Below are 25,511 nucleotides of genomic sequence, written 5' to 3'. Positions count from 1 at the left end.
TATTGTTGTACATAATTGTTTTTTGAAAAACATCATTAAATCAATGTGTTAAAATGCTTTTGTTGGCAATGAAGCCACTAATGAAAGACAAGGAGAGTAGGATGTCTACAACTATTGAATCAAAAACCATTACAACTCGTATTGACCGTGAAACTGGCGAATTTATCGAGTCTGTTGAAAAGGAGGCGCGAGTTATTCGAAAGAAAGTTAAGATTCAATATGCGATGTTTTTTGGGCATATTTCAGCGCTAAAAGGCTTAACAGCCAACCAACTACTTGTATTGTTGGCATTATCCTGTGAAATTGAGTTTGATACGGGGGAAATTGATATTTCCACCGCTCGACGTAAAAGCTTGGCAAAGGACTTGGGTTTATCCTTAGCTACCTTGCGTAATATCATCAGCCAATTGGTCAAATACGGCCATATTCGTAAACTAGATTCTGGAATGTTCCAATTATCCCCCCTCCTTTTTTATAGAGGGAAGCTAAAGCAGTTGGAATCACAACGTGAGCAGTTTAATAAACAAGCCGCTTGATGAATCTCTGGGGCGGTAATGCTGACGCATCCGCCCCTAAACATATATATAAGAACGTAAATATTACTAACTTGATAAATAAGTAAAAAATGGAAAATAGCATCATTGAGCGGATTACGATAAGTAATGACGCTAGTGATACAATTATATATAACGAATGAACATACTTTTTATTTATTTCAGTTTACTAACTAGCTAGTTATTTTGGATTTCATCTGACAGGCAGTTATTAGCTGTGATTTACGGACATTGAATATTTACTTTTGGATACTGTTTTATATCCAGGACCAACGAAGTTCTCCCATATTCAGGAAAATGAGCAATTTGCGCACTTTTGTCCTTTTCAAAAAATTAGCAACGTATATTTTTAATAATGCTGGCAACAAGTTATCAACTTTGTTAAAACAAACCAATTCAGAAAAGTGCGCGATTGCAAATCAGAAATATGCGCAATTTGCGCACTATTAAATTGTTATATGCTAAGGAGAAAGCGTTGAAAAATCTTATAATATCCTCATCATTCTTTATTTCTTGTCTTGCTCACGCAAATCAACCTGTCGAGGTTATTCCACCCCAACACAAAGTATTAGGTTCCGAAAATGGTAGGTTTGTTTTCGGTCAAGTTAGTAGTTTCAGATCTGATCAATATTTATTAGACACTCACACAGGTCGTATGTGGCAAATCGTTGAAAACAAAGATAAGCAATCAGTATTGCAACCTGTTCCAATAAAACAGTTATTGGTTGAAGAGGCTTATATCCCTGAACCAGTCGAGCGAGATGAGGCTTATCGAGATATGTTACGTAACGGTACAATAGAAAAAATGAAACAAGAAAACGCTAAAAAACAGAGTAATTAGCATATAACAAGCCACTCAAGGCTCTCGCTTCGCTCGTTGGGACAGTAACACGTAGGCTCTGTCGCTTCGCTCCTAATTTTAGCCTACGTATTACTGCCCCTTAGTGGGGTGTTATATTGCCAAGTTATAGTGTGGTGAAAAACTTGAAGAAAAGTAAAAAACTTGACGTTCGTGTTTCGAAAATCCTATTTATTGAATTAGCCCTTATGTCGTTATTGACTAGTTTCTTCGTATTATCTCACAAAGAAAATAATGAGGTGATCGCTAGCATTGCGAGTGCGATTTTCTTTATTGTGGGAATGCTTTTATTCTATCCGTGCTTTATCAAAGATGAACGCAAAGTAATAAGTTGGGCTGAGAAAACTGGAAATCACGAGGTGATGTTTGTTTTTATTGCAATTGCGTACGGTATATCTAGTTTGTTCAAGCGTAGTGGTTAAGGCAATATAACAAGTCATTTAAGCAGGAAAATTTACAGTTGGCTGTTTTCACTGCGTTCAACATTTTAGCCAACTATAAATTTCCTCTTAATGAGGCTACATGGACTCCCCTTTGTCAAGCAATAGCGTTCTCTGACAACAAGAAGATCTGACAGCAGCTCTACATTCGGCGTTTACTAGCTTGCTGCCGTAACAGCTTGTGCTATCGCCCTGATGATTTGCGCTTGAGCAATGCCTCATTCGTTAGACAGAGTTGTTATCTCTTCCCGACTAAACAGGCTTTTATGCTCTCGGTCTGACCGTGTTATCGTCAATTGCTAAAGCTAAGACTCGGTGGGGTTAACCGTTTGGTTTAACCTTTTTCTATTTTACATAATCAACCTGATATTCTTTTTCACTGTGTAGTAATGCCCATATCAATCGTGCATTTTTAGCTGCTAAGGCTACCGTGGCGCGTTTAAAACCTCGTCGTTCGATGAGCTCTTTCACCCACAAACTCGTTCTGTCTGTTTTGTGTTTGCAATTGGCGATAACCGCTCTAGCACCATGAATCAGTGACGTGCGAATATGCTTTTCACCCCGCTTACTGATTCGCCCTAGTTTCACTTGGCCACCTGTCGAATATTGCTTAGGGACTAAACCAATCCACGCACTAAATGCACGAGAGGTTTCGAAATCTTTGGCTTCGCTGACGGTAGCAACTACAGCCGTTGCTGTGATTTCACCAACACCAGGTATACTCATTAAACGTTTAGCTGCCGTCATTTGATTCGCTAATTGATAAAGCTTTCTATCATGCTTAAGGATGTCTTGATTTAAACATTTAATGCTTTGCCACAAGTCATGTAGTAATTCTCTAGCGAGAAACGGTAGACCGTTTTCTCCATCTTCTAAAATACCCGTAATAGCATGTTGTGCAGGGTAGCGACCTTTAGGCATAACAATACCAAACTCAGCTAGTAATCCGCGAAGTCTGTTAATTAGTGCCGTTCTATCTTTAATCGCGCCTTGGCGAATACGGTGCAAACAAAGCACTGCTTGTTGCTCTTCGCTTTTGATACTGACGAAGCGTGTTTTAGGACGGGTAACCGCTTCGCAAATTGCCTCAGCATCATTGGCATCGTTCTTCTCATTTTGGCGATAAGGAATAACAAATTTAGACGCCATGATACGAACATCATGGCCAAGCTTAGTAAACTCTCTTGCCCAATAGTGAGCCCCTGAGCACGCTTCCATACCGATGATACAAGGTTCGAGCTTGGCGATTTCAGCTAACAGCTTGTTTCGCTTAATAGTTTTACGAAGTTTACACTTGTCATGTTTATCAACACCGTGGATACTAAACACAGATTTGGCTAAATCGATGCCAATTGCTTTAATTAGTGACATATGGACTCTCCTCAATTGAAGCTCTTTATCAACTTCACTATGGCACATTCGCTTGCGATAGATGCCGAGTGGGGAGTCCATATCATTCGTTATGTTTCCAAAGGTTGAATATCACGATATGGAGTTTCTTATCAAAAAAAGACATTGGCTCTTACTGTCAAAGTTTATATTACCGCTTCCAATAGCGGCTTACATTTATTTCATGTTTATAAACCCTTTCTTTTATGGTGGCTGGAATGCGGCATTAAAAGTTTGGAATTCTTGGCAATCTCTTAATGTTGGTTTTCTTGCATTCGCTTCTAGCTTAATTGCTTTTTCTATTGCCCGTTATAATGCAGAAAAACAAAGAGAAAGAGAGTTTGTTGCGGCTAAAGCATTCTTGCCTGAAGCCTTAAGTGAACTGACATCCTACTTTAAAAAAAGTGCAATTTTGTATACTGAAGCTTATAAAAGAGCAAGTGATAATAGTGATCGGTGTAGAACACAACTTAATAGTGCTCTACCAGTTTTGCCTAGAGATTATAAAAGTGTCTTTCGCCAATGTATCCATTCGGCTCCGCCCAATGTAGGCGAACACTTAGCGGATATTTTATCTCAATTACAAGTACATGATGCAAGGTTAAACAGTGTGTTCGAGGAATTTAACCCTGAAAGTCATATGGTACAAATACCAGCAAATATTATGAGTAAAATATTTTGTCTAGGTAAGTTACAAGCTCTAGTTAATAAAACTTTTCCATTTTCTCGGGGAACTGAGGATATTGACTTTTCACCATTAACCCTTGACGAATTTGTGACTGCTTATAGAAACTTAGATATTCAACCAGAAAAAATTGAAGATCTATTTGAATTTACAGGCAGAGCTTGTAAACGTATGGCAAACGAAACTTAACAAGCCATTGCAGTGCGGGACTTTTAACATTTGGCTTTCCTCACTACGTTCGTTATTTTAGCCAACAATTAAAATCTCCTGAATGGGGCGTTACCATCGTCCGCTATTGGCACATATGCGACGTTCGACTGTGAGCGAGGAACGGACCTTTGAAAATATAAAAAATATGTGATTCAAACTTCAAAAGCGTACTTGTTTGCAGTAATTTTGTAACTTAGGTATCTTTAAATCCTATATGCTCAAGCTAAAAGCTTTATAGAAATCTAGTAATAAAAATTCATGCAAGATAACTTCTCTTATTCCACAGAAAAAGGTGCTTTAGTCGATAAAAGTGGTGATAAATTCCTACCTTTAATTGAAAACAATATAAGCATTGAAGATGCGCTCATTATTGCGAATAAAGCCTACTCTATGGGCAAATTAGAATTACAAAATGAAATAAATGCACTTAAACAGGAAATTTCTGGTAAAGCCAATTCTGAAGCATTATTGAGTGCCGCATACCAAATATCTGAGCTAACATTTAACTCGATACTAACAGAAAGTGTTTTCTTTGAAAGAATTCATCAAATTGTTTGCAGCGTTATCAAGACAAACAACTTTTTCATCGCACAATATTGCGATGAGAGTGATTTATTGTCATTTCCTTATTTCAAAGATGAAAATAAGGCAGAAGAAAGCCGTTATATACCTAAGAAGTTAAGTAATGGTTATACCGAACTTGTTATTAGAAGTGGTCGTAGTGTACTACTAACTAAGGAACAACAATTAGAATTATATGAGCAAGGCATTACTGTTAAACCCAGTGACATGGACAAGTCTTGGTTGGGTGTTCCATTAATTCATAAGGACAAAGTTAAAGGTGCAATAGTGCTACAAAGTTATAATCCTGACTATCTTTTTACTGAGCATGATAGTGAGCTATTAACTTTTGTGGCTCAGCATATATCTACTGCTATTATGCGAAGAGATGAATACATAAATGAGCAAGCATACAAAGATGCTCTTGAATATTCTGCTAACCATGATGTGCTAACTGGCCTGCCAAACAGAGCATTTTTTAATGATTTTTTAAAACGAGTGAATACTGACTTTTTACAAGATACCAATCAAAGATTTAGTTTAATGTTTATTGATCTAGATGGTTTTAAATCTGTAAATGATACATTAGGACATCAATACGGAGATATGCTACTAAAAGAAGTATCTTCTATATTAAAATCTCTTATTAGAAACAATGATATTGCAGCCCGTTATGCTGGAGATGAGTTTGTTTTATTAGTTCGCAATGTAGGTGAAAAAAAATGCGCCATAGACATTGCTAATAGGATAAATAAAGAATTATCCGAACCGATAATTTTAGATGGGAATTCAATTAAAATTGGAGCAAGCATCGGCATTGTAAATTCTGCTATCGAATACAAAGATATAAAAGACCTAATAATTGCCGCAGATAAAGCTATGTATGAGTCAAAGCGCAGCGGCAAAGGTAAATTTACTTTCGCAAACTAAGTACTTCATTCTGCAATATCTAACACTTAGTAGAGATTGAGACAAATAAATAACAATTGTTACTTTCAATAACTTCCGTTTTTGGCACTGATTGGCTATTCACTGTTAGATTTTTTCACCTCTAGAAATCAAATTTGGCAGTTCAAGTTAAAACTTATTCTCTTAAAGCTACACTTTAAATGTCTATAAGAACTTGTCAGGTCATAGTCCCAACACCTTCTAACTATATGTTAGCTTTATTGTCACCTTTATCTGTCACAACAAATTTGTTACGATATTGAGCAATTGTTAACCGACTGAGTTAATTGGCTTTATTCTGAGGTGAGTAGGAATCCCTATCTCACCGCCATATTCAAAAAGAAAGCCCTAGCAGAAATGTTAGGGCTTTTTTCGTTTAATGCCTTCAGTTTTAATTTGCAAAAACTGTTGGCCGCTACGTAAGCGTGTTAAATATTATCTAGCAGTTATGTGTACCTTCTACACTTCCATTAAACGAGTTAAATTCTATATTCCAATCCGAATACATTAATAACTTATCAGTATGTAAATAAGGTTACTAAAGTTTGTAATAAATATGTAAAATGCGTGCGGCTATTTCTTAGCTGTAACCTTTTCTTATTGTTTGACTAAAAGAATAACCATCATGCTGAAAAAACTTCTGCTGTTAACTTCTTTACTAACATTTCCTGCGATGTCTTGGGCGGCTGAGCCTGGTTCAATAAATTTAACATCATCTATGTTTGGCATTATTGCCATAGTGCTATTCACTTTCGCTTATGTTTTGGTGATTGGTGAAGACTTTATACATTTACGAAAATCAAAACCTGTTCTTGTTGCAGCCGGTATTATTTGGTTGATGATAGGCTGGGTTTATACCCAAAACGGCATTCCGCTTGAGGCAGAAGAAGCGTTTAACCATAATTTATTAGAGTACGCCCAGCTACTACTGTTCTTGCTTGTTGCGATGGCCTATATCAACGCCATGGAAGAGCGCGGGGTGTTTGATGCATTGCGTATTTGGATGGTATCGAAGGGCTTAAGTTTAAGGTCGTTATTTTGGTTAACCGGTTTGTTGGCTTTTGCCATTTCGGCGTTTGCCAACAACTTAACCACCGCAATGTTGATGTGTGCCATTGTGTTAAAGGTTGCAGCAAACGATAAAAAGTTCATTAACATTGCTTGTATTAATATTGTTATTGCATCAAATGCTGGGGGCGTTTTTAGCCCGTTTGGCGATATTACCACGCTAATGATCTGGCAAGCAGGCTTGGTTATATTCGAGCAATTTTTTGTGTTATTTGTACCATCGTTTGTTAACTTTTTTGTGCCAGCGCTAATCATGAGTTTTTTTATATCCAATTCAAAATCTCAGCCGGTATTAGATGAGTACTTTCAACTAAAACGCGGTGCTAAACGCATTATCTTTTTATTTGTTGTTACGATAGCAACGGCCGTGGCTTGTCACAGTTTTGTTAATATGCCGCCAGTGCTTGGCATGATGTTAGGCTTAGGTTATCTAAAATTTTTAGGTTTTTATTTACGAATAAGTTTACCGCGATCACTAGATAAAAAGCGTACTAAGGCTCAAATTGCCAAAGATGAAAAAGCGCTAAAACGGCTAGGTAATATTGTGCCGTTCGATATTTTTGACAAAATTGCCCGTGCAGAATGGGACACTTTATTGTTTTTCTACGGCGTGGTGATGTGTGTAGGCGGCCTAGGTTTTATGGGATATTTAACTTTGGTCTCAGAGCTTTTATATAATAACTGGAGCCCAACTTACGCCAATATCGCCGTTGGTGTGCTTTCGGCTATTGTTGATAATATTCCGGTGGTTTTTGCGGTACTTAGCATGCACCCTAATATGGATTTACAACAATGGTTATTAGTAACCATGACTGCTGGCGTTGGTGGTAGCTTGTTGTCTATTGGTTCAGCAGCTGGTGTAGCGTTAATGGGCCAAACCAAAGGTATTTATTCCTTTGTAGGCCATTTAAAATGGAGCTGGGTGATTGTACTCGGTTATGCCGCTAGTATTGGTGTACATTTCTTAATTAATGGCTAAGTTTTAAACGTTTATTGCAGCCAGCAATTGGTTAAAGGAGAGGACATTGGTTAGAGATAAAGTAACCGATTAACTTATTTAAACATCCTTCAGTTATTAAGGTAAGGCATTAGTCACTTGTAATTTATTTTAAAACTAATGCCCTATCTTTTCTATTTATACCCGCTAATCCGCTTGTCTCTCAAAAAAGCTAAGTTAATAACGCTTAGCGATAACATTATTTAATAATTTCTAAGAGCCCCTATTCAAAGCATTTTAATAAAGATTTTATCTAATATAGCTTATGGTGTTTACACATCGAATAATTCGACTACTATATAAAATGTAGTCACCTTTGTATTTGTGTGGCTATTTAACATAATGAATATATAGTAAAAATTTAAATGCTTACTCATGAAATTAATTACATATCTAACTATTATTTATGTTTTTATGAGAATATAAAACATGAAACGTGAAAAATTTAGTAGACATATAATCACTAACTAATAATAAAGCTCAAAGGGAGAACTATGTTTGAACGTAAGCTCATCACTAGTGCTATTTTAACGGCGTTAGGAGGGAGCATGACGCTTCCTGCTTTTGCTGAAAATGCAAATGAAATTGAAACTATCGAAGTAACCGCAACGAAACGCGCTCAAAGTATTCAAGAAGTGCCCATAGCAGTATCAGCATTAAGTGGTAGTGCTATGGACAATTTAGGCATTGATAATTTCCAAGACTATGTTGAATTCCTACCTAACGTTGTCTTTCAAGGGACAGGCCCAGGTCAAAACGAAGTTTATATTCGCGGTGCTGCTACCACACAAACGGGTATTGCGGTTTCTTCTGTGCAAGCGCTTCAGCCTTCAGTAGCAATATATTTAGATGAACAGCCAGTATCCATGCAAGGACGTAACCTTGATGTTTATGCAACAGATATTGAGCGAGTGGAAGTATTACCCGGGCCGCAAGGTACGCTTTTTGGCGCTAGCTCACAAGCAGGTACCGTTCGTATTATTTCTAAAAAACCAAATCATTATGATGTTGAAGCAGGCTTTGATCTTAATACAGGTTTTACCAATGGCGGTGATTTAAGCAACGCGGTTGAGGGCTATTTTAACCTTCCGTTAACTGACGATTTGGCATTTCGAGTAGCGGCATATACAGACCATCAAGGCGGCTGGATTGACAATGTTGAAAATAAAGCGGGCGAAGGCGGCTACATAGGTAGCCCAATTCATTTAGATCGAATAGCACCAGGCTGGGGAAAATTAGCCGATCCTGCGAATACACCTAGTGTTACACCAAGTAATGCAACTATTGTCGAGGAAGACTTTAATAGTGCCACATACGCTGGTGCACGTTTTGGTTTGTCGTATTTAATTAATGATGAATGGCAATTTATTATTCAACATACAGCCCAAACGTTAGAGACGGAAGGTGTGTTTGCTTATGATCCATCGTATGACGACGAAGAAAGTACCAGCCGCTTTGTACCGGAAAAGAATGAAGACACTTTTGGCTTAACCACATGGACATTAGAAGGGCGCTTAGCCCAACTTGATATTGTATACGCTGGTGGTTATTTAGACCGTGAAATAGACGCAACAGTTGACTACACCGGATACACCAATGGTGGCGTATTCGCTACTTATTACACCTGTAGTTATGCGGCTGCTCCTGAAGAACAGCAATGTTATGATCCTACCGGTTATTATAAGGAAAATACCGACGTTAACCGTTTCACTCAGGAAATTCGCTTTAACACACCAGTAGAAAATCAATGGCGAGTTACCGCAGGTATCTACTATGATGAGCAAGAGTTAGGCACCGTTGGCGCGTTTCAATTAGGGTCTTCAGGTAAATTTCCCGATGGGGTTTGGGGGCCTGATGGCGTAATTGTTACTGGCGAAGGAACGAATAATGGTGGCAAGCCATTTGCCAAAGAAACCAGCTTTGTTAATGACATTACCCATGAAATTAATCAAATTGCTGTTTTTGGTCAGTTTGAATACGATTTAACCGATACTATAACTGCTAGCATTGGGGCGCGCTGGTATGAAATTGAAGATATTTTCACCGGCGCAACAACCTCACAAAATGACGGTGGCGTTACCAAACGTATTCGCGCATTAGGCGGCACAGATCAGGATATTTTAGATTATTTTGGTGCTGAAGAAGGCCAAGCAATATTAGACGCAATCGCTAATGGGCAGCTTGAAAATAACCTATTGGACTCAGATGGTAAACTAACCGTTGATGACACTATTTTTAAGTATTCTTTAAATTGGCAAGCAACTGATAGCGTGATGTTTTTCGCTAATTACTCTGAAGGTTTCCGTCCACCAGTTACCGCTCGTACAGGTGGTCAGCTAGCAAGCAACCAAACACCAGGCTCTGCGTTTGAAGGCTATCGAATACCTGTTTATTCGTTAACCGATGAACTTGAAAACTATGAAGTAGGTATGAAAGGGGATTTCTTTGATAGAACACTTCGTTTCAATGCGACTGCCTACAGCTCTGAAATAAACGATTTGCAAACCTCGCGTTTTGATCCGACTAATATCGCTTTTTTCTATTTCACTGACAATGTTGGTACAGCTGAAATTAAAGGGCTAGATGCTGATTTTGTCTGGCAAGCAACCAGTAATTTAATGATAAGTGGTGCTTTTAGCATTTTAAATACCGAAATTACTAAGCTTAATAGCACAATGCAGAACTTGTCAGCACCTGTTGGTAGCAAGCTGCCTTATTCTGCTGATTTTTCTGGTAATATTAGGGCAAGGTACTACTACGAACTACCAAACGGCTGGGAAGGGTATGTTAATGGCTCTATTTCATACACTGGCGAGCGTCTATCTGGGATGTTTGCCAACGCCTATGTTTCTGAAGATACCCATAAACTAGTTTATGGTACGGGAACAGGGTTGAAGATTGAGCAGGAAATACCTGCAGGTCAATACCAAGGGGTAACCTATAGCGATAGTGAAGGTAATGCTTTTGCTGGTGGCCGTTATGTTGCCGACGCCTATACCATCACTAACTTAGCCTTTGGCTTTACTGATGGCGAATGGAAAGCGGAGCTATATGTTGACAACGCTTTTGATGAAAGGGCTGAGCTTTATATTGATGAGCAGCAGTTTACGCCAAAAGTTGTTACTAATAGACCTAGAACTATTGGTGTTAGGTTCTCTTACGACTTATAGTATTCGGCGGTGTTGTTAAATTAAAGCAAGTTTTCTACAGGTATTACTGTAAAACTTGCTTTTTTATTTCACTTTTCAGTTAAATAACTTCGTACAAATTATTATTTACTTAACCTTAAAATGACCCAAACAATAAAAAATATAAAGTCACATCTACAAAATGGCCAATTTAGCCAAGCGCAGAAATTAATTTCACAGCAGTTACAGCACCCTGAGTTAACAAGTGACGAGCAGCAGGAGTTAACCTATTTAAATGCGGTGGTTTTACGGTATTTAAATAAGCTCAATGAAGCGTTTAACGTACTAAACGAGTTAATAAACATACAGCCCAACAATGGTAGAGCATATCAAGAGTTAGGTTATTGTGAGCTTGCAGTAGACAACATTGAAAATGCCTTGCTCGCTTTTCATAAAGCGGTAGAAATGAACCCCGCATTAGTTGCTGCTTGGCAAAAAATAGTTGAATTGTTTAAAGCGCAAAACCATCCAAATTATCCGCAAGCAGCGCAACAATTAACTGTTTTAAATGCGCTACCTCGAACTGTATTAGGCGCAATGGACCTAATGTATGAAGGAAAGCTTTTTAAAGCTGAACAGGTGTGCCGTAACTTTCTTGCAAAGAATAAGCACCAAGTAGATGCTATGTGCTTATTGGCAGAGATTGGTGTAAAGCTAAAAGTATTTGATGATGCTGAATTTTTATTAGAAAGCTGTGTAAATTTACATCCAGAAAATGAACAAGCCAAGGCGCTTTATATTAATTTGTTGAATCGGCTCGGAAAATTTGAACAAGCAGCTTCGCAGGCCGAAGCGTTTTTACAGAAGTTTTCTCCAGAAAACGCTACTCAAGTTACAGTGCAGGCTACATTAGCCAATTGCTACATTAACTTAGATCAGCTAGAGCTCGGTAAAGCAATATATTTAGATATTATAAAAAACTCACCTGAGCGAGCCGGAATTTATGTGCAACTTGGTCATGCCCATAAAACATCCGGAGACTATCAACAAGCTGTAGAAGCTTATAAGCAAGCTTACCAAATAAAACAGGATCATGGTGATGCTTACTGGAGTTTAGCCAATATCAAAACTTATCAGTTTTCAGATAGCGAACTTAAACAAATGGCGGCCTTGTTAGATAGACAAGGAATAAGCATTGAAGATCAAATACACATTTGTTTTTCACTAGGTAAAGCCTATGAAGACCGAAAAGTATTTGAATCGTCGTTTACCTTTTATGCTAAAGGCAATCAATTAAAAAAACAGAGCAGTGGCTATGATGCGACTAAATCAACGATGTTGATTGAACAGCAAATCAACTTTACCAGCAGGGCGTTATTTAACGAAAAAGCTAATCAGGGTAATTCTGCGAGTGATCCTATCTTTATCCTAGGATTACCAAGAGCTGGTTCTACGTTGATAGAACAAATTTTGGCTTCTCACAGCATGGTTGATGGCACCATGGAACTTCACAATATATTAGGCATTGCCCTTAAACTTAGGGGGAGAATTGCCAGTGGTGAGTCAGAATACCCAAAAAACCTATGGCAACTTTCTAGTGAACAATTAAAACAATTAGGTGATATGTATTTACGCGATACCAAGCCTTATCGCAAAAACGCACCGTTTTTTATTGATAAAATGCCAAATAACTTTATTCATATCGGTTTAATTAAACTTATTTTACCCAATGCTAAAATTATTGACGCTAGAAGAGCGCCAATGGCTTGTTGCTTTAGCGGTTTTAAACAGCTCTTTGGAGAGGGACAAGACTTTAGTTATGACTTAGCTGATATTGGCCAATATTATAAAGATTACCAACGATTAATGTCTCATTGGGATGAAGTCTTACCAAACCAAATTTTACGTGTTCAGCACGAAGAATTGGTAAATAATTTTGAAACCGAAGTACGCCGTATTCTTGAATACTGCCAATTACCTTTTGAACAAGCGTGTATTGAGTTTTATAAAACGAAGCGTAATATTCATACGCCTAGTGCACAGCAGGTTAGACAACCTATATCGAAACAAGGCTTAGCGCATTGGAAAAATTATAAGCCGTATCTAAATGAACTAGAGCAAGTGTTAAAAGACTGATTATTTCACACTTGCTCTAATCAAATGACAAAATGCGCTAGATCTACTATTCCCTGAGTAAATGTAGAAAATGCATATGTTTCTGGTATTGGTCAATAATATCGTTAATTACCGCAGTTTCTGACCAGCCCATAATGTCATAATCCTGGCCGCCTTCAAGTAAATGAACCTCGGCTCGATAATAGGTTTCTGGTTCTAGTTCAGCTGCATTTGCTGGTGTTTGACTATCTAGATTAAAGTCAGGTTGAATATGTTGTTTTTTATGTACCCCATAAATAAAGTCATATTCATCACCATGAAAGACATTTAGTTCAATGCCGGAAGCAGGTGTGGCTATTTCAACCTTAATGCCGTTATCTTCGAATTCACGTTGTACCTTTTTAAATGCTTTAGAAACAGTAGATTGAATATAGCTATCGACATTTTGCTTATCTGGTGTTGATAAAATATTACTGAGTTTTTCGCGCCAGTCTTTAGGGTCTTCATAACTATTACTGTTAAAGGCATTAACCAGTAAACTATCTTGCTTCGCGGCTTCTACGCGTAATGCTTTCATTAAGCCAAAACAAGCGACTAGTAAAACCATACTAAATGGCAAAGCACTAGCAATTGTCATGGTTTGTAAGGCTTCTAGCCCGCCAACTAGCGTTAAAGCACCCGCAACAACGCCAACGGTTGCCGCCCAAAATAATCGTTGCCAAAGTGGAGTATCGTCACGACCATTGGAACATAACATGTCGATAACCATAGCGCCTGAGTCACATGAGGTAACGAAAAATATCACGATCATAATGACCGACAAACCCGTCAGTAACGTTGACCAAGGCAGTGTTTCTAAAAACACAAACAAGCCAACCGATGAGTTTTCGTTAATCATCTCTGCAAGGCGAACATAGCCCTGATCGACAAGTTGATAGATAGCGGCATTACCAAAAATAGTCATCCAAAGAAGGGTAAAGGCAGTGGGAACAATTAATACACCTAAAACAAACTCTCTAATAGTGCGACCTTTGGAAATTCGCGCAATAAACAAGCCGACAAAAGGAGCCCAAGCAAGCCACCATGCCCAGTAGAATATTGTCCAACCACCAATCCAGCTTTTCTTTTCATAGGCGAACAAATTAAAGGTGTTTGACACTATTTCTGATAAGTAACCACCAATATTTTGCACATACGCTTGCAGGAGAAACACAGTTGGCCCTAAAACGAAAATAAGTGCTAAAAGGGCAATGGCCAATGCCATATTGATTTCAGATAAAATTTTAATGCCTTTATCTAAGCCAGTTGCAACCGAAAGCGAGGCAATAAAGGTAATCGATAGAATAACCAACAATTGATTGGTATTTGAAATATCTATTGAGAATAAATAGTTCAGGCCAGCGTTGACTTGCGAAGCACCTATGCCTAGCGAGGTTGCGACACCAAAAACTGTACCGACTACAGCAAAGACATCGACTAAATGTCCCGGCCAGCCATAAATCTTGTCACCAATAATAGGGTGCAGGGCTGAGCGTAAGGTTAATGGCAAGCCTTGTCGGTAACTAAAATACCCTAGAATTAACGCGACAATTGCGTAAATCGCCCAAGCATGAAATCCCCAATGAAAGAAGGTAATTTTCATTGCTTCTTTGATTGCCTCTAGTGATTCTTTCTCTGCCGTAGGTGGTGATAAATAATGCATGATGGGCTCAGCGACACCAAAAAACATTAAGCCAATGCCCATTCCGGCGGCAAACAGCATTGAAATCCAAGTGGATAACTTATAGTCAGGTGTTGAATGATCTGGCCCTAACTTTATTTCGCCAAAGCGTGAAAGGCTTAAATAGACGACAAAGCCAACAATAATCGCCACGGTTAGTACATAAAACCAACCGCCATTTTGGGTAATATTTGTTTGAAGTGCTTTAAATGTCGTATCGGCAAGTTGAGGCCAAAGCAGTGTGGTTAACAAGATCACGGCAATAGTGAGTGTTGATGGTAGGAATACCGCTTTATTAAATTTTTTGTGCGTCATCTCCATAATATACTTACACTTCTAATTATTGATTGCTTAATAAGTATTGTACGTTTATTTTCTACATCAATAAATAAATCAATGAATTGAAATGCAATAGATGTTTTTAGTTATAAATATTAATTACACATCTAATGTTTTTTAGCTTTTGTTAGTTGTTAATAAAGTTATTAACTGAAGGTAATTTTCTGCCATTGGGTAATCACCCTTTGTCCAGCCTAACCTTACCAAGACAACATTGGCTGATGGAATGATCATGACAGATTGCTGTCTATTGCCCATCATGGCATAGGCGTCTTGGGGACAGCTGAGCTAAGTCAATTTTTATTAACTATTTTGACTTGATATAGCGTTTGCTTTACACAATGGTTGCTAGTCAAAGTGTAAAGCGGAAAAGTAAATTGAAAGAGTAAACTTTATTAAAAATAGATAACAAGCTTAACTAAAAAATTAGGTTAGCCAATAGTGCTAAACAATACGCTAGCAGCCCGTAGAAAACATATAAGCCGATAGCTATTTTATTGCTGCCAGTTTCACCTTTTAATGTTGCAACCGTTGCCACACACTGTAAAGCCACAACATAAAATACCATTAAGCCAATGCCTGTGCTAAGTGCTAGGCCGTCGTTTAAAATATTTTCAGTTAAACTGGCAATATTTTCTTCACCATTTTCAATGCCATAAAGCGTACCTAAAGCACCAACAAATACTTCACGCGCTAAGAATGACATTAATATAGCAACGCCATAGCGCCAATCTAAACCTAACGGTTCAAATATCGGTTCAATAAAGTGGCCGATAGTGCCAAGCCATGAATTTTCAAGATCGGCATTTAAAGGGAAATACCCAAGCACCCAAAGTACTACTGATACAATAAAGATAATAGGTGCAGCGCGTTTTATAAATTGCCAGCCACTATTTACTACGCGATAAGTTAACGGCTTCCAGTGAGGTAAACGGTAACTTGGCAACTCTAAAATAAATGGCATTTCAGAGGTTTCTAATGATGTTAACTTTGAGCGTGACAGTAGGGCACTTACCACTAGCGCCATAACAATGCCGAATAAATATAAAGCAAAAAATGCCACGCCTTGCGCGTTAAATAAACCAAGTACTTGGTAATTACTTGGAATAAATACTGCAATAAGTAAACCGTACACTGGCAAGCGAGCCGAACACGACATTAATGGAATGGTCATCATAGTAATCAAACGTTTACGTGGTGATTCTATGGTTCTTGCCGCCATTATTGCTGGGATAGCACAAGCATGTGCAGAAAGATATGGAATAAAGCTACGGCCAGATAAGCCAAAATAACTTAGTGGCTTATGACAAATTAGCGCAGCTCTGGCTAAATAACCACTGTCTTCAAGTAAACCTATAATCAGCGTTAGCATCATTATTTGCGGAACGAAAACTAGGAATGAGCCTAACCCGCCAAACAATGCACCATTAAGAAAGTCGGTGACAATGCCAGAACCGGTGAATTGCGTAACTACAGTTGCAAACTCGCCTATCAAGTATTCGACACCATCCATTAAAGGTGCAGCCCAAGTAAAAATACTTTGGAATAGCAAAAACATAATTGATAGAAATGCTAATGTACCGAAAATGCTATTAAGCATAAAACCATCAACTTTATTTTGGCTTTTAAGTACGATGTCTTTATTGATAGCGTACTTTTTAGCCAACAATCTGCTGTAATTGATCGGGTCTTGGTTGTGGGGGGGGTGAGTCGGCAAATCAGTGCTTGTTTCAGCTTCCAATAGCTTAATTAATCCTTGCTTAAACTCTGTAATACCATCTAAAGCTCGTGCTGATACGGCAAAAACAGGTGCATCTAAATCTGCGGCTAGCTCTTTGGTGTTAACATAGTGACCAAAGCGACTAAGTTCATCGATAAAGTTTAAGGCAAACACTACCTGTTTATTGGCTTTTAATGCCAATTGTTGTACCTGTAATGCAAACACTAAAGAACGCTCTAATCGTGTTGCATCTAGCACACAAACAATCAGCGACGTTTCTTCGTCTTGCAAATTCTTTTTTAGTTGGTCAACCGCTACTTGTTCATCATTAGTTAATGGATTCAATGAATAAGTGCCTGGAAAGTCGACTAATTGGTACTTGTCCATAGTACCTGATTTGATTTCAACGGTTACACCAGGGTAGTTGGCAACTTTTTGTCTCAAACCAGTTAATTGATTGAATAGTAGGCTTTTTCCGCAATTAGGCTTGCCGACTAATAATACTTTTTTCATTTTATGAATTACTACTTGTTAGATAGGTAAATTTTTTCTGCGACTTGTTGTTCAAGTGAATAAACACAATCACCTATTTGAATAACTACTGGCCCTGAAAATGGGCTGTGACGAAGGCAAGTAACCGTTTGTTCTGGGATAAAACCCATTTCGACTAATCTAATCGAAATGCTATTATCTATTTGGTTACATAGATGAGAAATAAGGGCTTTTTCACCTTTGATAAGTTCCCATAATGTCATTATATTTTGATCCTCAATCTAGGAAGTGCAGGTAGTATACGATTCTCTAACTTATTTTTAAATGATAATTATTATTATTTGTCACTAAGATTATTGCTAGTACTGAATGGTTAAAAATTGTCGGTTAAAGCTAATTGAAAAAAGCAACGTAAATAAAACTAAAATATAGGTAAATGATTTTGACATTAATTGAAGGGCTATTATTAATAACAACAGTACATTTGCTTGCCGCAGCATCTCCAGGCCCTGATTTTGTTTTAGTATCACAGCAAACCCTGAGCAGTGGAAAAAAGGCTGGAATTTTAACCAGTATAGGCATTGCTTTGGGGCTGTCTGTACACATTTTCTATTCATCATTAGGGCTAGCAGCAGTTATTGCCAGCTCTGAAGTCTTGTTGTTAATAATTAAATTTTTAGGTGGAGCTTATCTCATTTATTTAGGTTATCAATCAGTTAAATCGTCATCGGTTCAAACAAATAGCCTTGTCACTTCAAGTGTTAAATCGAAGCAAATGTCAGTAGTTGCGCTAATAACTAAAGGTTTCTTGTGTAATGCATTAAACCCAAAAGCACCCATTTATTTTGTTGCATTATTTACTATGATCTTATCGCCTACCATGCCGTTATGGGAGTTGGTGATATATGGTGTGTGGATGATGATTCTTCAGTTTGCTTGGTTTGCGATCGTAGTGTTACTCCTCAGTAGACCTATTATAAACAGTGGCTATCAACGAGCAGGGCATTTAATTAACAAACTACTAGGTGCGGTATTTATTGTTGTTGGTATTAACGTGTTAACCAGTAACATACATTAGATTTATGAGGTTAATGCATTGAATTGGTTAAGAATGCTATTAATTTTAATGACGTCACCCGCTTGGATAGCTCAAGGTTGGTGGCTGAGAAAGTCTGCACTAAGGCTACCTGAAACAATGAGTGGCATACCTTTGACTTCCCAAGCCACGCAACAACTTGACAGTAAAGCTCGAGAAATTTCGCTACTTATTACGGGAGATTCAGTTGCCGCAGGAGTTGGTGTTAACGAGGTAAATTCGTCGTTATCTGGTCAGTTACATCATTGCATAACTGAACAATATGGCTGTCGGGTGTCTACTTCAACTGTTGCAAAGTCCGGTTTAAACATAACTGGTCTTTATCAACTACTCCTAGCGAATACAGGTGAGCGCTATAGCCACATTGTTATTTCAATAGGTGTTAACGATGCAAAAGGGTTTATCTCTACGAGAAAGTGGCGCCAACAGCTTACGCAGTTAATAAATCTAGTAAATTCACATTACTCAAAAAGTAAAGTTTGTTTATTGGCGATACCTGACTTTGCAGGTTTTACGTTATTAAAGCCACCACTTTCTTGGGTACTGAGCTATCGAAGCATGCGCTTAAATAAAGTAAGTATGCAATTAGCAAGAACTACCGATAGTTTTGAATTGTTATCGACAAATATGAAGCTCGATCATCAATTATTTGCAAGCGATGGTTTCCATCCGAACCTTGAGGGTAATAAATCGATTGCCGAGTCTATTTATTTGAGTCAATTTTTTAATGACTAATGTAAAACTATTGGTGAATTGAAATCAGGTTATTTGAAAAATACCACGCTTTTTCCTTGTCTAAATTTAAATTTTGCCTAACCTTTATTCATATAGCTTATACTGGTTATCAACTTGATTAAGTTAGTGTATTTGCTCCTTTTCGTTTAGGTTAAGGGGTAGGTTAATACCAAAATGTTTTTAGGCTTAATTCATAGAAGGGGAAGCCATATGTCGAAAGTACAAATTCCACAAGACGGGCAAAAAATTACAATAATTAATGGCCAATTAACTGTACCAAACAATCCAATTATTCCCTATATCGAAGGTGATGGTATAGGAGTCGATGTAACACCGCCTATGAAAAAAGTTGTCGATGCCGCGGTCGAAATAGCTTATGGCGGCGGTAAAAAAATTCATTGGATGGAAGTCTATGCAGGTGAGAAGGCGACTGAAATATACGACTCAGAAACTTGGCTGCCTGAAGAAACACTTGAAATGTTTAAAGAATACAAAGTTGGCATTAAAGGCCCGCTAACGACACCTGTAGGTGGTGGTATTCGTTCATTAAACGTAGCGTTACGCCAAGTACTCGATTTGTACGTATGTCAGCGACCAGTGCAATGGTTTACCGGTGTTCCAAGCCCAGTAAAACACCCAGAAGCCGTTGATATGGTGATTTTTAGAGAAAACTCTGAAGATATCTATGCAGGTATTGAATATAAAGCGGGTACTGATGAGGCAACAAAGTTAATTAATTTCTTAACTAATGATATGGGCGTAAGTTCAATACGTTTCACTGAAAATTGTGGTATTGGTATTAAGCCGGTCTCAAAACAAGGTACAGAGCGTTTAGTACGTAAAGCCATTCAATATGCAATCGACAACGACAGAGATTCAGTCACTTTGGTGCATAAAGGCAATATTATGAAATACACTGAAGGAGCGTTTAAAGAATGGGGTTACCAGTTAGCTCATGATGAGTTTGGTGCAGATTTGCTGGACGGTGGTCCTTGGTTATCTTTAACCAACCCTAAAACAGGTAAAGAAATTATCATTAAAGATGTTATTGCTGATGCTATGTTACAACAAGTGTTGTTAAGACCAGAAGAATACAGTGTTATTGCGACACTAAATTTAAATGGTGACTATTTGTCGGATGCACTGGCTGCTCAAGTTGGCGGTATTGGTATTGCCCCTGGTGCGAACATTAGTGATGAAATCGCTATTTTTGAAGCAACTCATGGTACTGCGCCCAAATATGCTGGCTTAAATAAAGTTAATCCTGGCTCAGTAATTTTATCTGCTGAAATGATGTTAAGGCATATGGGCTGGACTGAAGCGGCAGATCTAATGCTTAAAGGTATGTCAGGTGCCATTGCCGCTAAAACGGTTACGTATGACTTTGAACGCTTGATGGATGGCGCTACGTTAGTGTCATGTTCAGAGTTTGGTGATGAGATTATTAAACACTTAAACTAATTATCAAGTTTGTTTGAGCCATAAAAAACACAGCAACTGCTGTGTTTTTATTGCGTCACAAACCAGTGTCTGTACATTAATTGTCTAAATCATGTTCGATAGGTACAATACTTGCTGCGTGATGACCTTTGGGGCCTTCATTTAGTTCGTAATTGACGTCTTGACCAGCTTTCAATGTCCGATATCCGTCCATTTGAATCGTAGAGTAGTGCGCAAATATATCTTCTCCACCGTCATCAGGGCGAATAAAGCCAAACCCCTTTGCATTATTAAACCATTTAACTGTACCGTGAGCCATACATCTACTTCCTTCTATATCATGCGGTATAATTTAGGTATGCTTCCTATAAAAAAGTGCGTAAACACGCTGTGACCAAAAAATGACCACAATCTAAATCGTAGATTATGTAGAATAATTGTCAAGATGTTTACAATTTTTTTTACAATTTTTTAATCTTTTATTTTGAAAAAAGATTCAGCAAAAATAAACTGTAGAGACTAATATAAATTTATGAGTAATTGGAAAGAGCTAACAGAATCTCAACATGAACTAGGAGAACTGTTAGAAGAACGAGTTGATGAGCCACCGCGATATCATGTGGTATTGTTAAACGACGATTACACACCGATGGATTTTGTAATTGAAGTTTTACGTAGGTTTTTTAATATGGACTCAGAGAAAGCCACTGAAATAATGCTGACGATCCATTATAAAGGTAAAGCTCGTTGTGGCACATATTCTGCAGAAATTGCAGAGACAAAAGTAGATCAGGTAATAAGATTCGCTTCAGAACATCAACACCCACTGCAATGTTCGATGGAAAAAGCGTAGTCATGCATGGTTGTAATAAGCAGGAGTAACCTATGCTTAATAAAGATTTAGAAATTTCGTTAAACTTGGCTTTCCGTCAGGCCAAAGATTCTCGTCACGAATTTATGACGGTTGAGCATTTATTGCTTGCATTACTTGACAATCCTTCTGCGCTTGATGCCTTAAAAGCGTGTGGTGCAGATATGCCTAAGCTTAGAAAAAGTTTAATTGATTTTATTGGTGAAACAACGCCTGTTATTCCCGAAGGTGAGGAAGATCGCGAAACTCAACCAACGCTGGGCTTTCAACGAGTATTGCAGCGAGCAGTATTTCATGTCCAGTCTTCAGGCAAAAATGAAGTTAATGGCTCGAATGTACTTGTTGCAATTTTCAGTGAACAAGAATCTCAAGCTGCTTATATTCTTAAAAAATCTGATATTACCCGTTTAGATATTGTTAACTTTATTTCTCATGGCATCTCAAAAATTGATCAGGGCGGAGAAAATGCGCCTCATGAAGAAATTGAGCAGCAACAAAGCGAAGAGCCGAGAGTTGTAGAAAGCTTCGCAGTTAACCTTAATGAGGAAGCGGTAAAAGGCAATATTGATCCGCTTATTGGTCGTGATGATGAATTAGAACGCACACTACAAGTATTAAGCCGTCGCCGAAAAAATAACCCGTTATTTGTCGGTGAAGCCGGGGTTGGTAAAACCGCAATTGCAGAGGGTCTTGCGGCTTTAATCGTTGAAGGGAAAGTGCCTGAATTTTTAGCAGATGGCGTGATTTACTCACTGGATATGGGCGCCTTGCTTGCGGGAACTAAATATCGTGGTGATTTTGAGAAACGCTTTAAGTCTTTGCTAAAAGAGTTAGAACGCGAAGAAAATGCCATCTTATTTATTGATGAAATTCATACTATTATCGGTGCTGGCGCTGCTTCTGGTGGTATGATGGACGCTTCTAACTTAATTAAACCACTATTGTCTTCAGGTAAGTTACGTTGCTTAGGCTCTACTACCTATCAGGAATACCAAAGTATTTTCGAGAAAGATAGGGCGTTAGCTAGACGTTTTCAGAAAATAGATATTGCTGAGCCTAGTGTTGATGATACAACAAAAATTCTACAGGGCTTAAAAGATAAATACGAAAGCCATCACGGTATTCGCTACACCAATAAAGCGCTAAAAGCTGCCGCAATGTTGGCAGATAAATATATCAATGAACGATTCTTGCCGGACAAAGCCATCGATATTATTGATGAAGCAGGTGCAAAACAGCAGTTACTTAGCCCGTCTAAGCGTAAAAAAGTGATTAACAATAGTGATATAGAATCTATTGTTGCAAAAATGGCTAGGATCCCAGAAAAATCGGTTTCTAGTACAGAGAAAGATAGTCTCAAAAATCTCGATCGTAATTTAAAAATGGTGGTATTTGGTCAAGATAAAGCCATTGATGAATTAACTGCCGTTATTCGGTTATCGCGTGCAGGCTTAAGTAATGAAACTAAACCAATTGGCTCATTTTTATTTGCAGGCCCAACAGGTGTTGGTAAAACTGAAGTTACGCAGCAACTCGCAAAAATAATGGGTGTAGAGTTACTTCGTTATGACATGTCCGAGTACATGGAAAAGCATGCAGTTAGTCGCTTGATTGGTGCGCCTCCTGGTTATGTTGGTTACGAACAAGGTGGTTTGCTAACTGACGCCGTAATTAAACATCCGCACGCCGTTGTCTTGCTTGATGAAATAGAGAAAGCACATTCCGATGTTTATAATATTTTATTGCAGGTTATGGATCATGGCACGCTAACAGATAATAACGGCCGGAAAGCTGACTTTAGAAACGTAATTTTAGTGCTGACCACCAATGCTGGCGTTGCTGAAACTACACGCACATCAATCGGCTTTAAGCAACAAGACCATAGTTTCGATGCAATGGCTGAAATAAATCGAGTATTTTCACCTGAATTTAGAAACCGCTTAGATAATATTGTTTGGTTCAACCATTTAGACAATGAAGTGATTAATCAAGTCATTGATAAATTTATTGTTGAGTTACAAGCATTACTTGATGAGAAGGGGGTTTCATTAGAGTTAACTTCTAGCGCTAAAGCTTGGCTTGCAGAAAAAGGTTACGACAAAACAATGGGCGCACGCCCAATGTCGAGATTGATCCAAGAGCAGCTGAAAAAGCCATTGGCTAATGAGCTATTATTTGGTGACCTAGTTAACGGTGGTGTAGCTAAAGTAACCGTTAAGCAAGATGCGCTAGTGATCAAGACAGAAAGTAAAAAGGAGTTGGTTGAACACTAATTCAATTAGTTTGCTGGTTGATTGAAGGATTAATTGGTCGGCATTAATAAAAAAGCCCTGAAAACTCAGGGCTTTTTTATTAGATATTTAGGCTTTATCTTGCACGGAAAATAATGCGACCTTTAGATAAATCATAAGGTGTAAGTTCTACAGTTACTTTATCACCGGTTAAAATACGAATATAGTTTTTGCGCATTTTACCAGAGATGTGTGCGGTAACCACGTGACCATTTTCTAATTCAACGCGGAACATAGTGTTAGGTAAGGTATCTAAAACCGTACCTTGCATTTCAATATTTTCTTCTTTCGCCATTGGGCGTTAAACCTCTAAATTGTGCATGAAATTAAAGCTGCGCAGATCATGCCCAATTGTGATGATAAAGTAAAGCTCCGGAGCTATTTATTTACTATCTGCCATTGATTGTTGATTAATCTGTGGTGCGGGAAAAACTTCGCTTTGTAATTCATTTTTTGGCATTCATCAATTTGATAACCCAAATAGACAAACGGCTTTTTCATGGTCTTCGCTAATGCAATTTGTTGTAAAATAGAATAAATCCCTAATGCCTGCTTTCGATATGCTGGATGATAGAAAGTGTATATGGCTGAAATTGCATTAGGTAATACGTCGGTTACCGCGACACTTATCAGTTTGTTTTCATCGTAAATTTCTAGGAAAAGTTGTTTAGCAATATCGGTAAAAATAAAGTTATTGTATTGTTCCTCACTGGCTGGATACATGGCTCCATCACTATGAAGAGTATTGATATAGGTCTCAAAGAGTGAGTAATACTCAGGTTTAGCGTGCTCAGTCACGCAGGTGCTAAATTGTTGATTCTTCTTAAGTAAGCGCTTTTGACTTTTAGTGGGCTTAAATAAATCTGTGCATACTCTAATTGACTGACATTGATTGCATGTTCGGCAATGTGGCCGATAAACTTGGTCACCACTACGACGAAAACCTTGATGCATTAAATAATCGTAATCATCAGTTTGCTTGGTTAGATCATCAATGACAATTATCAGCCGCTCATTTTTATCAGGCAAATAATTGCAAGGAAATTCTTTGCTAATACCTAGTTTAAATTGCTCCAATATTGTTCCCTTAGACAAAAGCTTTTACTTTAAAAATATATATTCAGTTAAATAGCGTTGATGGAAATGACTCTTTGTTGCCAAAAGTTATCCGCTAATTTAATCGTTTGCATTAACTGTTTATGTTTGACGAAAGCTGTTCGGCTAACTTCAATGCAACCCATATCAGCTAAAAAAGGGTTGATTAATTGACAGTCAATAAAACGAATGTTTTGTGTTGCTAATAGTTTGCTTAAGGCGACTAATGCTAGTTTAGAGGCGTTAGGTTGTGAATAAAACATCGACTCTCCACTAAAAAAGCCATTAATGGCAATGCCATATAAGCCACCCACTAACTCCTTATCCATCCACACTTCAATAGAGTGCGCAAAGCCTAATTTATGTAGATTGCGATAGGCTGTGATCATTTCTGGCAATATCCAAGTTTCTTCAAGCCGAAACGGCGCATCTGCACAAAGTGAAATAACTTGATCAAATGCCTTATTAATAGAAATTTCAAATTGCGCGCGGTTAATCACTTTTCGTAATGTTCGATTAACTTTTATCGCATCTATTGGAATAATGGCTCTTGGATCAGGTGACCACCACATAATAGGGTCGCCATCACTAAACCAAGGAAATATGCCATTGGCATATGCGGTTAGTAAACGTTCAGGGGATAAATCGCCACCTATGGCAAGTAGACCATTAGGATCGGACAATGCGTGACTTAACGGGGGAAAAGCCAAACTATCGGGTTCTAAATAGGCAATAGTTTGGCTCATATTAACGAATAA

The 25,511-nt window shown here is 38.0% G+C and carries 21 protein-coding genes; 13 read left to right on the top strand and 8 right to left on the bottom strand.

The window, feature by feature from the left end:
• The first annotated feature begins 101 nt into the window (after positions 1–101).
• From ACOB82_RS03860 to ACOB82_RS03850, 3 genes are all read left to right on the top strand, one after another.
• Positions 102–536, top strand: coding sequence for a replication/maintenance protein RepL (locus tag ACOB82_RS03860; RefSeq protein WP_448211626.1), 435 nt, complete (start codon positions 102–104; stop codon positions 534–536).
• Positions 537–1,029: 493 nt separating this feature from the next.
• Positions 1,030–1,395 carry a hypothetical protein gene (locus ACOB82_RS03855; protein WP_448211625.1) on the top strand — a complete coding sequence of 122 codons (366 nt, stop codon included), beginning with the start codon at positions 1,030–1,032 and terminating at the stop codon, positions 1,393–1,395.
• 116 nt (positions 1,396–1,511) lie between these two features.
• A complete protein-coding gene (locus ACOB82_RS03850) occupies positions 1,512–1,835 on the top strand; it encodes a hypothetical protein (protein WP_448211624.1) in 324 nt (107 codons plus the stop codon).
• A 363-nt stretch (positions 1,836–2,198) separates the two neighbouring features.
• Here the strand turns inward: ACOB82_RS03850 and ACOB82_RS03845 are convergent, their stop codons facing one another.
• Positions 2,199–3,224 (bottom strand): IS110 family transposase, encoded by a 1,026-nt coding sequence (locus ACOB82_RS03845; protein WP_448211623.1) that lies wholly within the window; start codon positions 3,222–3,224, stop codon positions 2,199–2,201.
• A 118-nt stretch (positions 3,225–3,342) separates the two neighbouring features.
• Here ACOB82_RS03845 and ACOB82_RS03840 point away from each other — a divergent pair, with 118 nt between their 5' ends.
• From ACOB82_RS03840 to ACOB82_RS03820, 5 genes are all read left to right on the top strand, one after another.
• Complete coding sequence (locus ACOB82_RS03840) at positions 3,343–4,116, top strand: hypothetical protein (protein ID WP_448211622.1); 774 nt, start codon at positions 3,343–3,345, stop codon at positions 4,114–4,116.
• A gap of 279 nt (positions 4,117–4,395) precedes the next feature.
• Complete coding sequence (locus ACOB82_RS03835; RefSeq protein WP_448211621.1) at positions 4,396–5,628, top strand: diguanylate cyclase domain-containing protein; 1,233 nt, start codon at positions 4,396–4,398, stop codon at positions 5,626–5,628.
• Positions 5,629–6,271: 643 nt separating this feature from the next.
• The gene (gene nhaD / locus ACOB82_RS03830) at positions 6,272–7,693 is read left to right on the top strand and encodes a sodium:proton antiporter NhaD (RefSeq protein ID WP_448211620.1); all 1,422 of its coding nucleotides are present in this window, start codon (positions 6,272–6,274) and stop codon (positions 7,691–7,693) included.
• Positions 7,694–8,205: 512 nt separating this feature from the next.
• Positions 8,206–10,881, top strand: a complete 2,676-nt coding sequence (locus tag ACOB82_RS03825) for a TonB-dependent receptor (protein WP_448211619.1) — start codon at positions 8,206–8,208, stop codon at positions 10,879–10,881.
• Positions 10,882–11,001: 120 nt separating this feature from the next.
• On the top strand, positions 11,002–12,975 hold the full coding sequence (locus ACOB82_RS03820) for a tetratricopeptide repeat-containing sulfotransferase family protein (protein WP_448211618.1): 1,974 nt from the start codon (positions 11,002–11,004) through the stop codon (positions 12,973–12,975).
• A 46-nt stretch (positions 12,976–13,021) separates the two neighbouring features.
• Here the strand turns inward: ACOB82_RS03820 and ACOB82_RS03815 are convergent, their stop codons facing one another.
• From ACOB82_RS03815 to ACOB82_RS03805, 3 genes are all read right to left on the bottom strand, one after another.
• Complete coding sequence (locus tag ACOB82_RS03815) at positions 13,022–14,995, bottom strand: BCCT family transporter (protein ID WP_448211617.1); 1,974 nt, start codon at positions 14,993–14,995, stop codon at positions 13,022–13,024.
• Between the two features lie 436 nt (positions 14,996–15,431).
• The gene (gene feoB / locus ACOB82_RS03810) at positions 15,432–17,246 is read right to left on the bottom strand and encodes a ferrous iron transporter B (protein WP_448211616.1); all 1,815 of its coding nucleotides are present in this window, start codon (positions 17,244–17,246) and stop codon (positions 15,432–15,434) included.
• 11 nt (positions 17,247–17,257) lie between these two features.
• Entirely contained in the window at positions 17,258–17,488 is a 231-nt protein-coding gene (locus ACOB82_RS03805) for a FeoA family protein (protein WP_448211615.1), read from the bottom strand.
• A 179-nt stretch (positions 17,489–17,667) separates the two neighbouring features.
• Here ACOB82_RS03805 and ACOB82_RS03800 point away from each other — a divergent pair, with 179 nt between their 5' ends.
• From ACOB82_RS03800 to icd, 3 genes are all read left to right on the top strand, one after another.
• A complete protein-coding gene (locus ACOB82_RS03800; RefSeq protein ID WP_448211614.1) occupies positions 17,668–18,303 on the top strand; it encodes a LysE family transporter in 636 nt (211 codons plus the stop codon).
• 18 nt (positions 18,304–18,321) lie between these two features.
• Positions 18,322–19,056, top strand: a complete 735-nt coding sequence (locus ACOB82_RS03795) for an SGNH/GDSL hydrolase family protein (RefSeq protein ID WP_448211613.1) — start codon at positions 18,322–18,324, stop codon at positions 19,054–19,056.
• Positions 19,057–19,266: 210 nt separating this feature from the next.
• Positions 19,267–20,517: an NADP-dependent isocitrate dehydrogenase gene (gene icd, locus ACOB82_RS03790; RefSeq protein ID WP_448211612.1), complete on the top strand. Its 1,251-nt coding sequence runs from the start codon at positions 19,267–19,269 to the stop codon at positions 20,515–20,517.
• 76 nt (positions 20,518–20,593) lie between these two features.
• On the opposite strand, the gene cspD is transcribed toward icd, so the two are convergent.
• A complete protein-coding gene (cspD, locus tag ACOB82_RS03785) occupies positions 20,594–20,815 on the bottom strand; it encodes a cold shock domain-containing protein CspD (protein WP_448211611.1) in 222 nt (73 codons plus the stop codon).
• 213 nt (positions 20,816–21,028) lie between these two features.
• On the opposite strand from cspD, the gene clpS reads away from it, so the two are divergent.
• Together clpS and clpA are read left to right on the top strand one after the other, a co-directional pair.
• On the top strand, positions 21,029–21,349 hold the full coding sequence (gene clpS / locus ACOB82_RS03780) for an ATP-dependent Clp protease adapter ClpS (protein WP_448211610.1): 321 nt from the start codon (positions 21,029–21,031) through the stop codon (positions 21,347–21,349).
• 32 nt (positions 21,350–21,381) lie between these two features.
• On the top strand, positions 21,382–23,640 hold the full coding sequence (clpA, locus tag ACOB82_RS03775) for an ATP-dependent Clp protease ATP-binding subunit ClpA (RefSeq protein WP_448211609.1): 2,259 nt from the start codon (positions 21,382–21,384) through the stop codon (positions 23,638–23,640).
• 94 nt (positions 23,641–23,734) lie between these two features.
• Here clpA and infA read toward each other — a convergent pair whose 3' ends face one another.
• The 3 genes from infA to aat all read right to left on the bottom strand — a co-directional run bounded on the left by infA (position 23,735) and on the right by aat (position 25,499).
• Positions 23,735–23,953 carry a translation initiation factor IF-1 gene (gene infA / locus ACOB82_RS03770; RefSeq protein WP_011043571.1) on the bottom strand — a complete coding sequence of 73 codons (219 nt, stop codon included), beginning with the start codon at positions 23,951–23,953 and terminating at the stop codon, positions 23,735–23,737.
• 83 nt (positions 23,954–24,036) lie between these two features.
• Positions 24,037–24,735, bottom strand: coding sequence for an arginyltransferase (locus ACOB82_RS03765; protein ID WP_448211608.1), 699 nt, complete (start codon positions 24,733–24,735; stop codon positions 24,037–24,039).
• A gap of 47 nt (positions 24,736–24,782) precedes the next feature.
• Entirely contained in the window at positions 24,783–25,499 is a 717-nt protein-coding gene (aat, locus tag ACOB82_RS03760; protein ID WP_448211607.1) for a leucyl/phenylalanyl-tRNA--protein transferase, read from the bottom strand.
• Positions 25,500–25,511 lie beyond the last annotated feature (12 nt).

It is taken from the genome of Colwellia sp. MEBiC06753 (assembly GCF_053470325.1).
The sequence above is the reverse complement of the archived record's forward strand: the minus strand, read 5'-3'. Positions and strand labels throughout refer to the sequence as shown.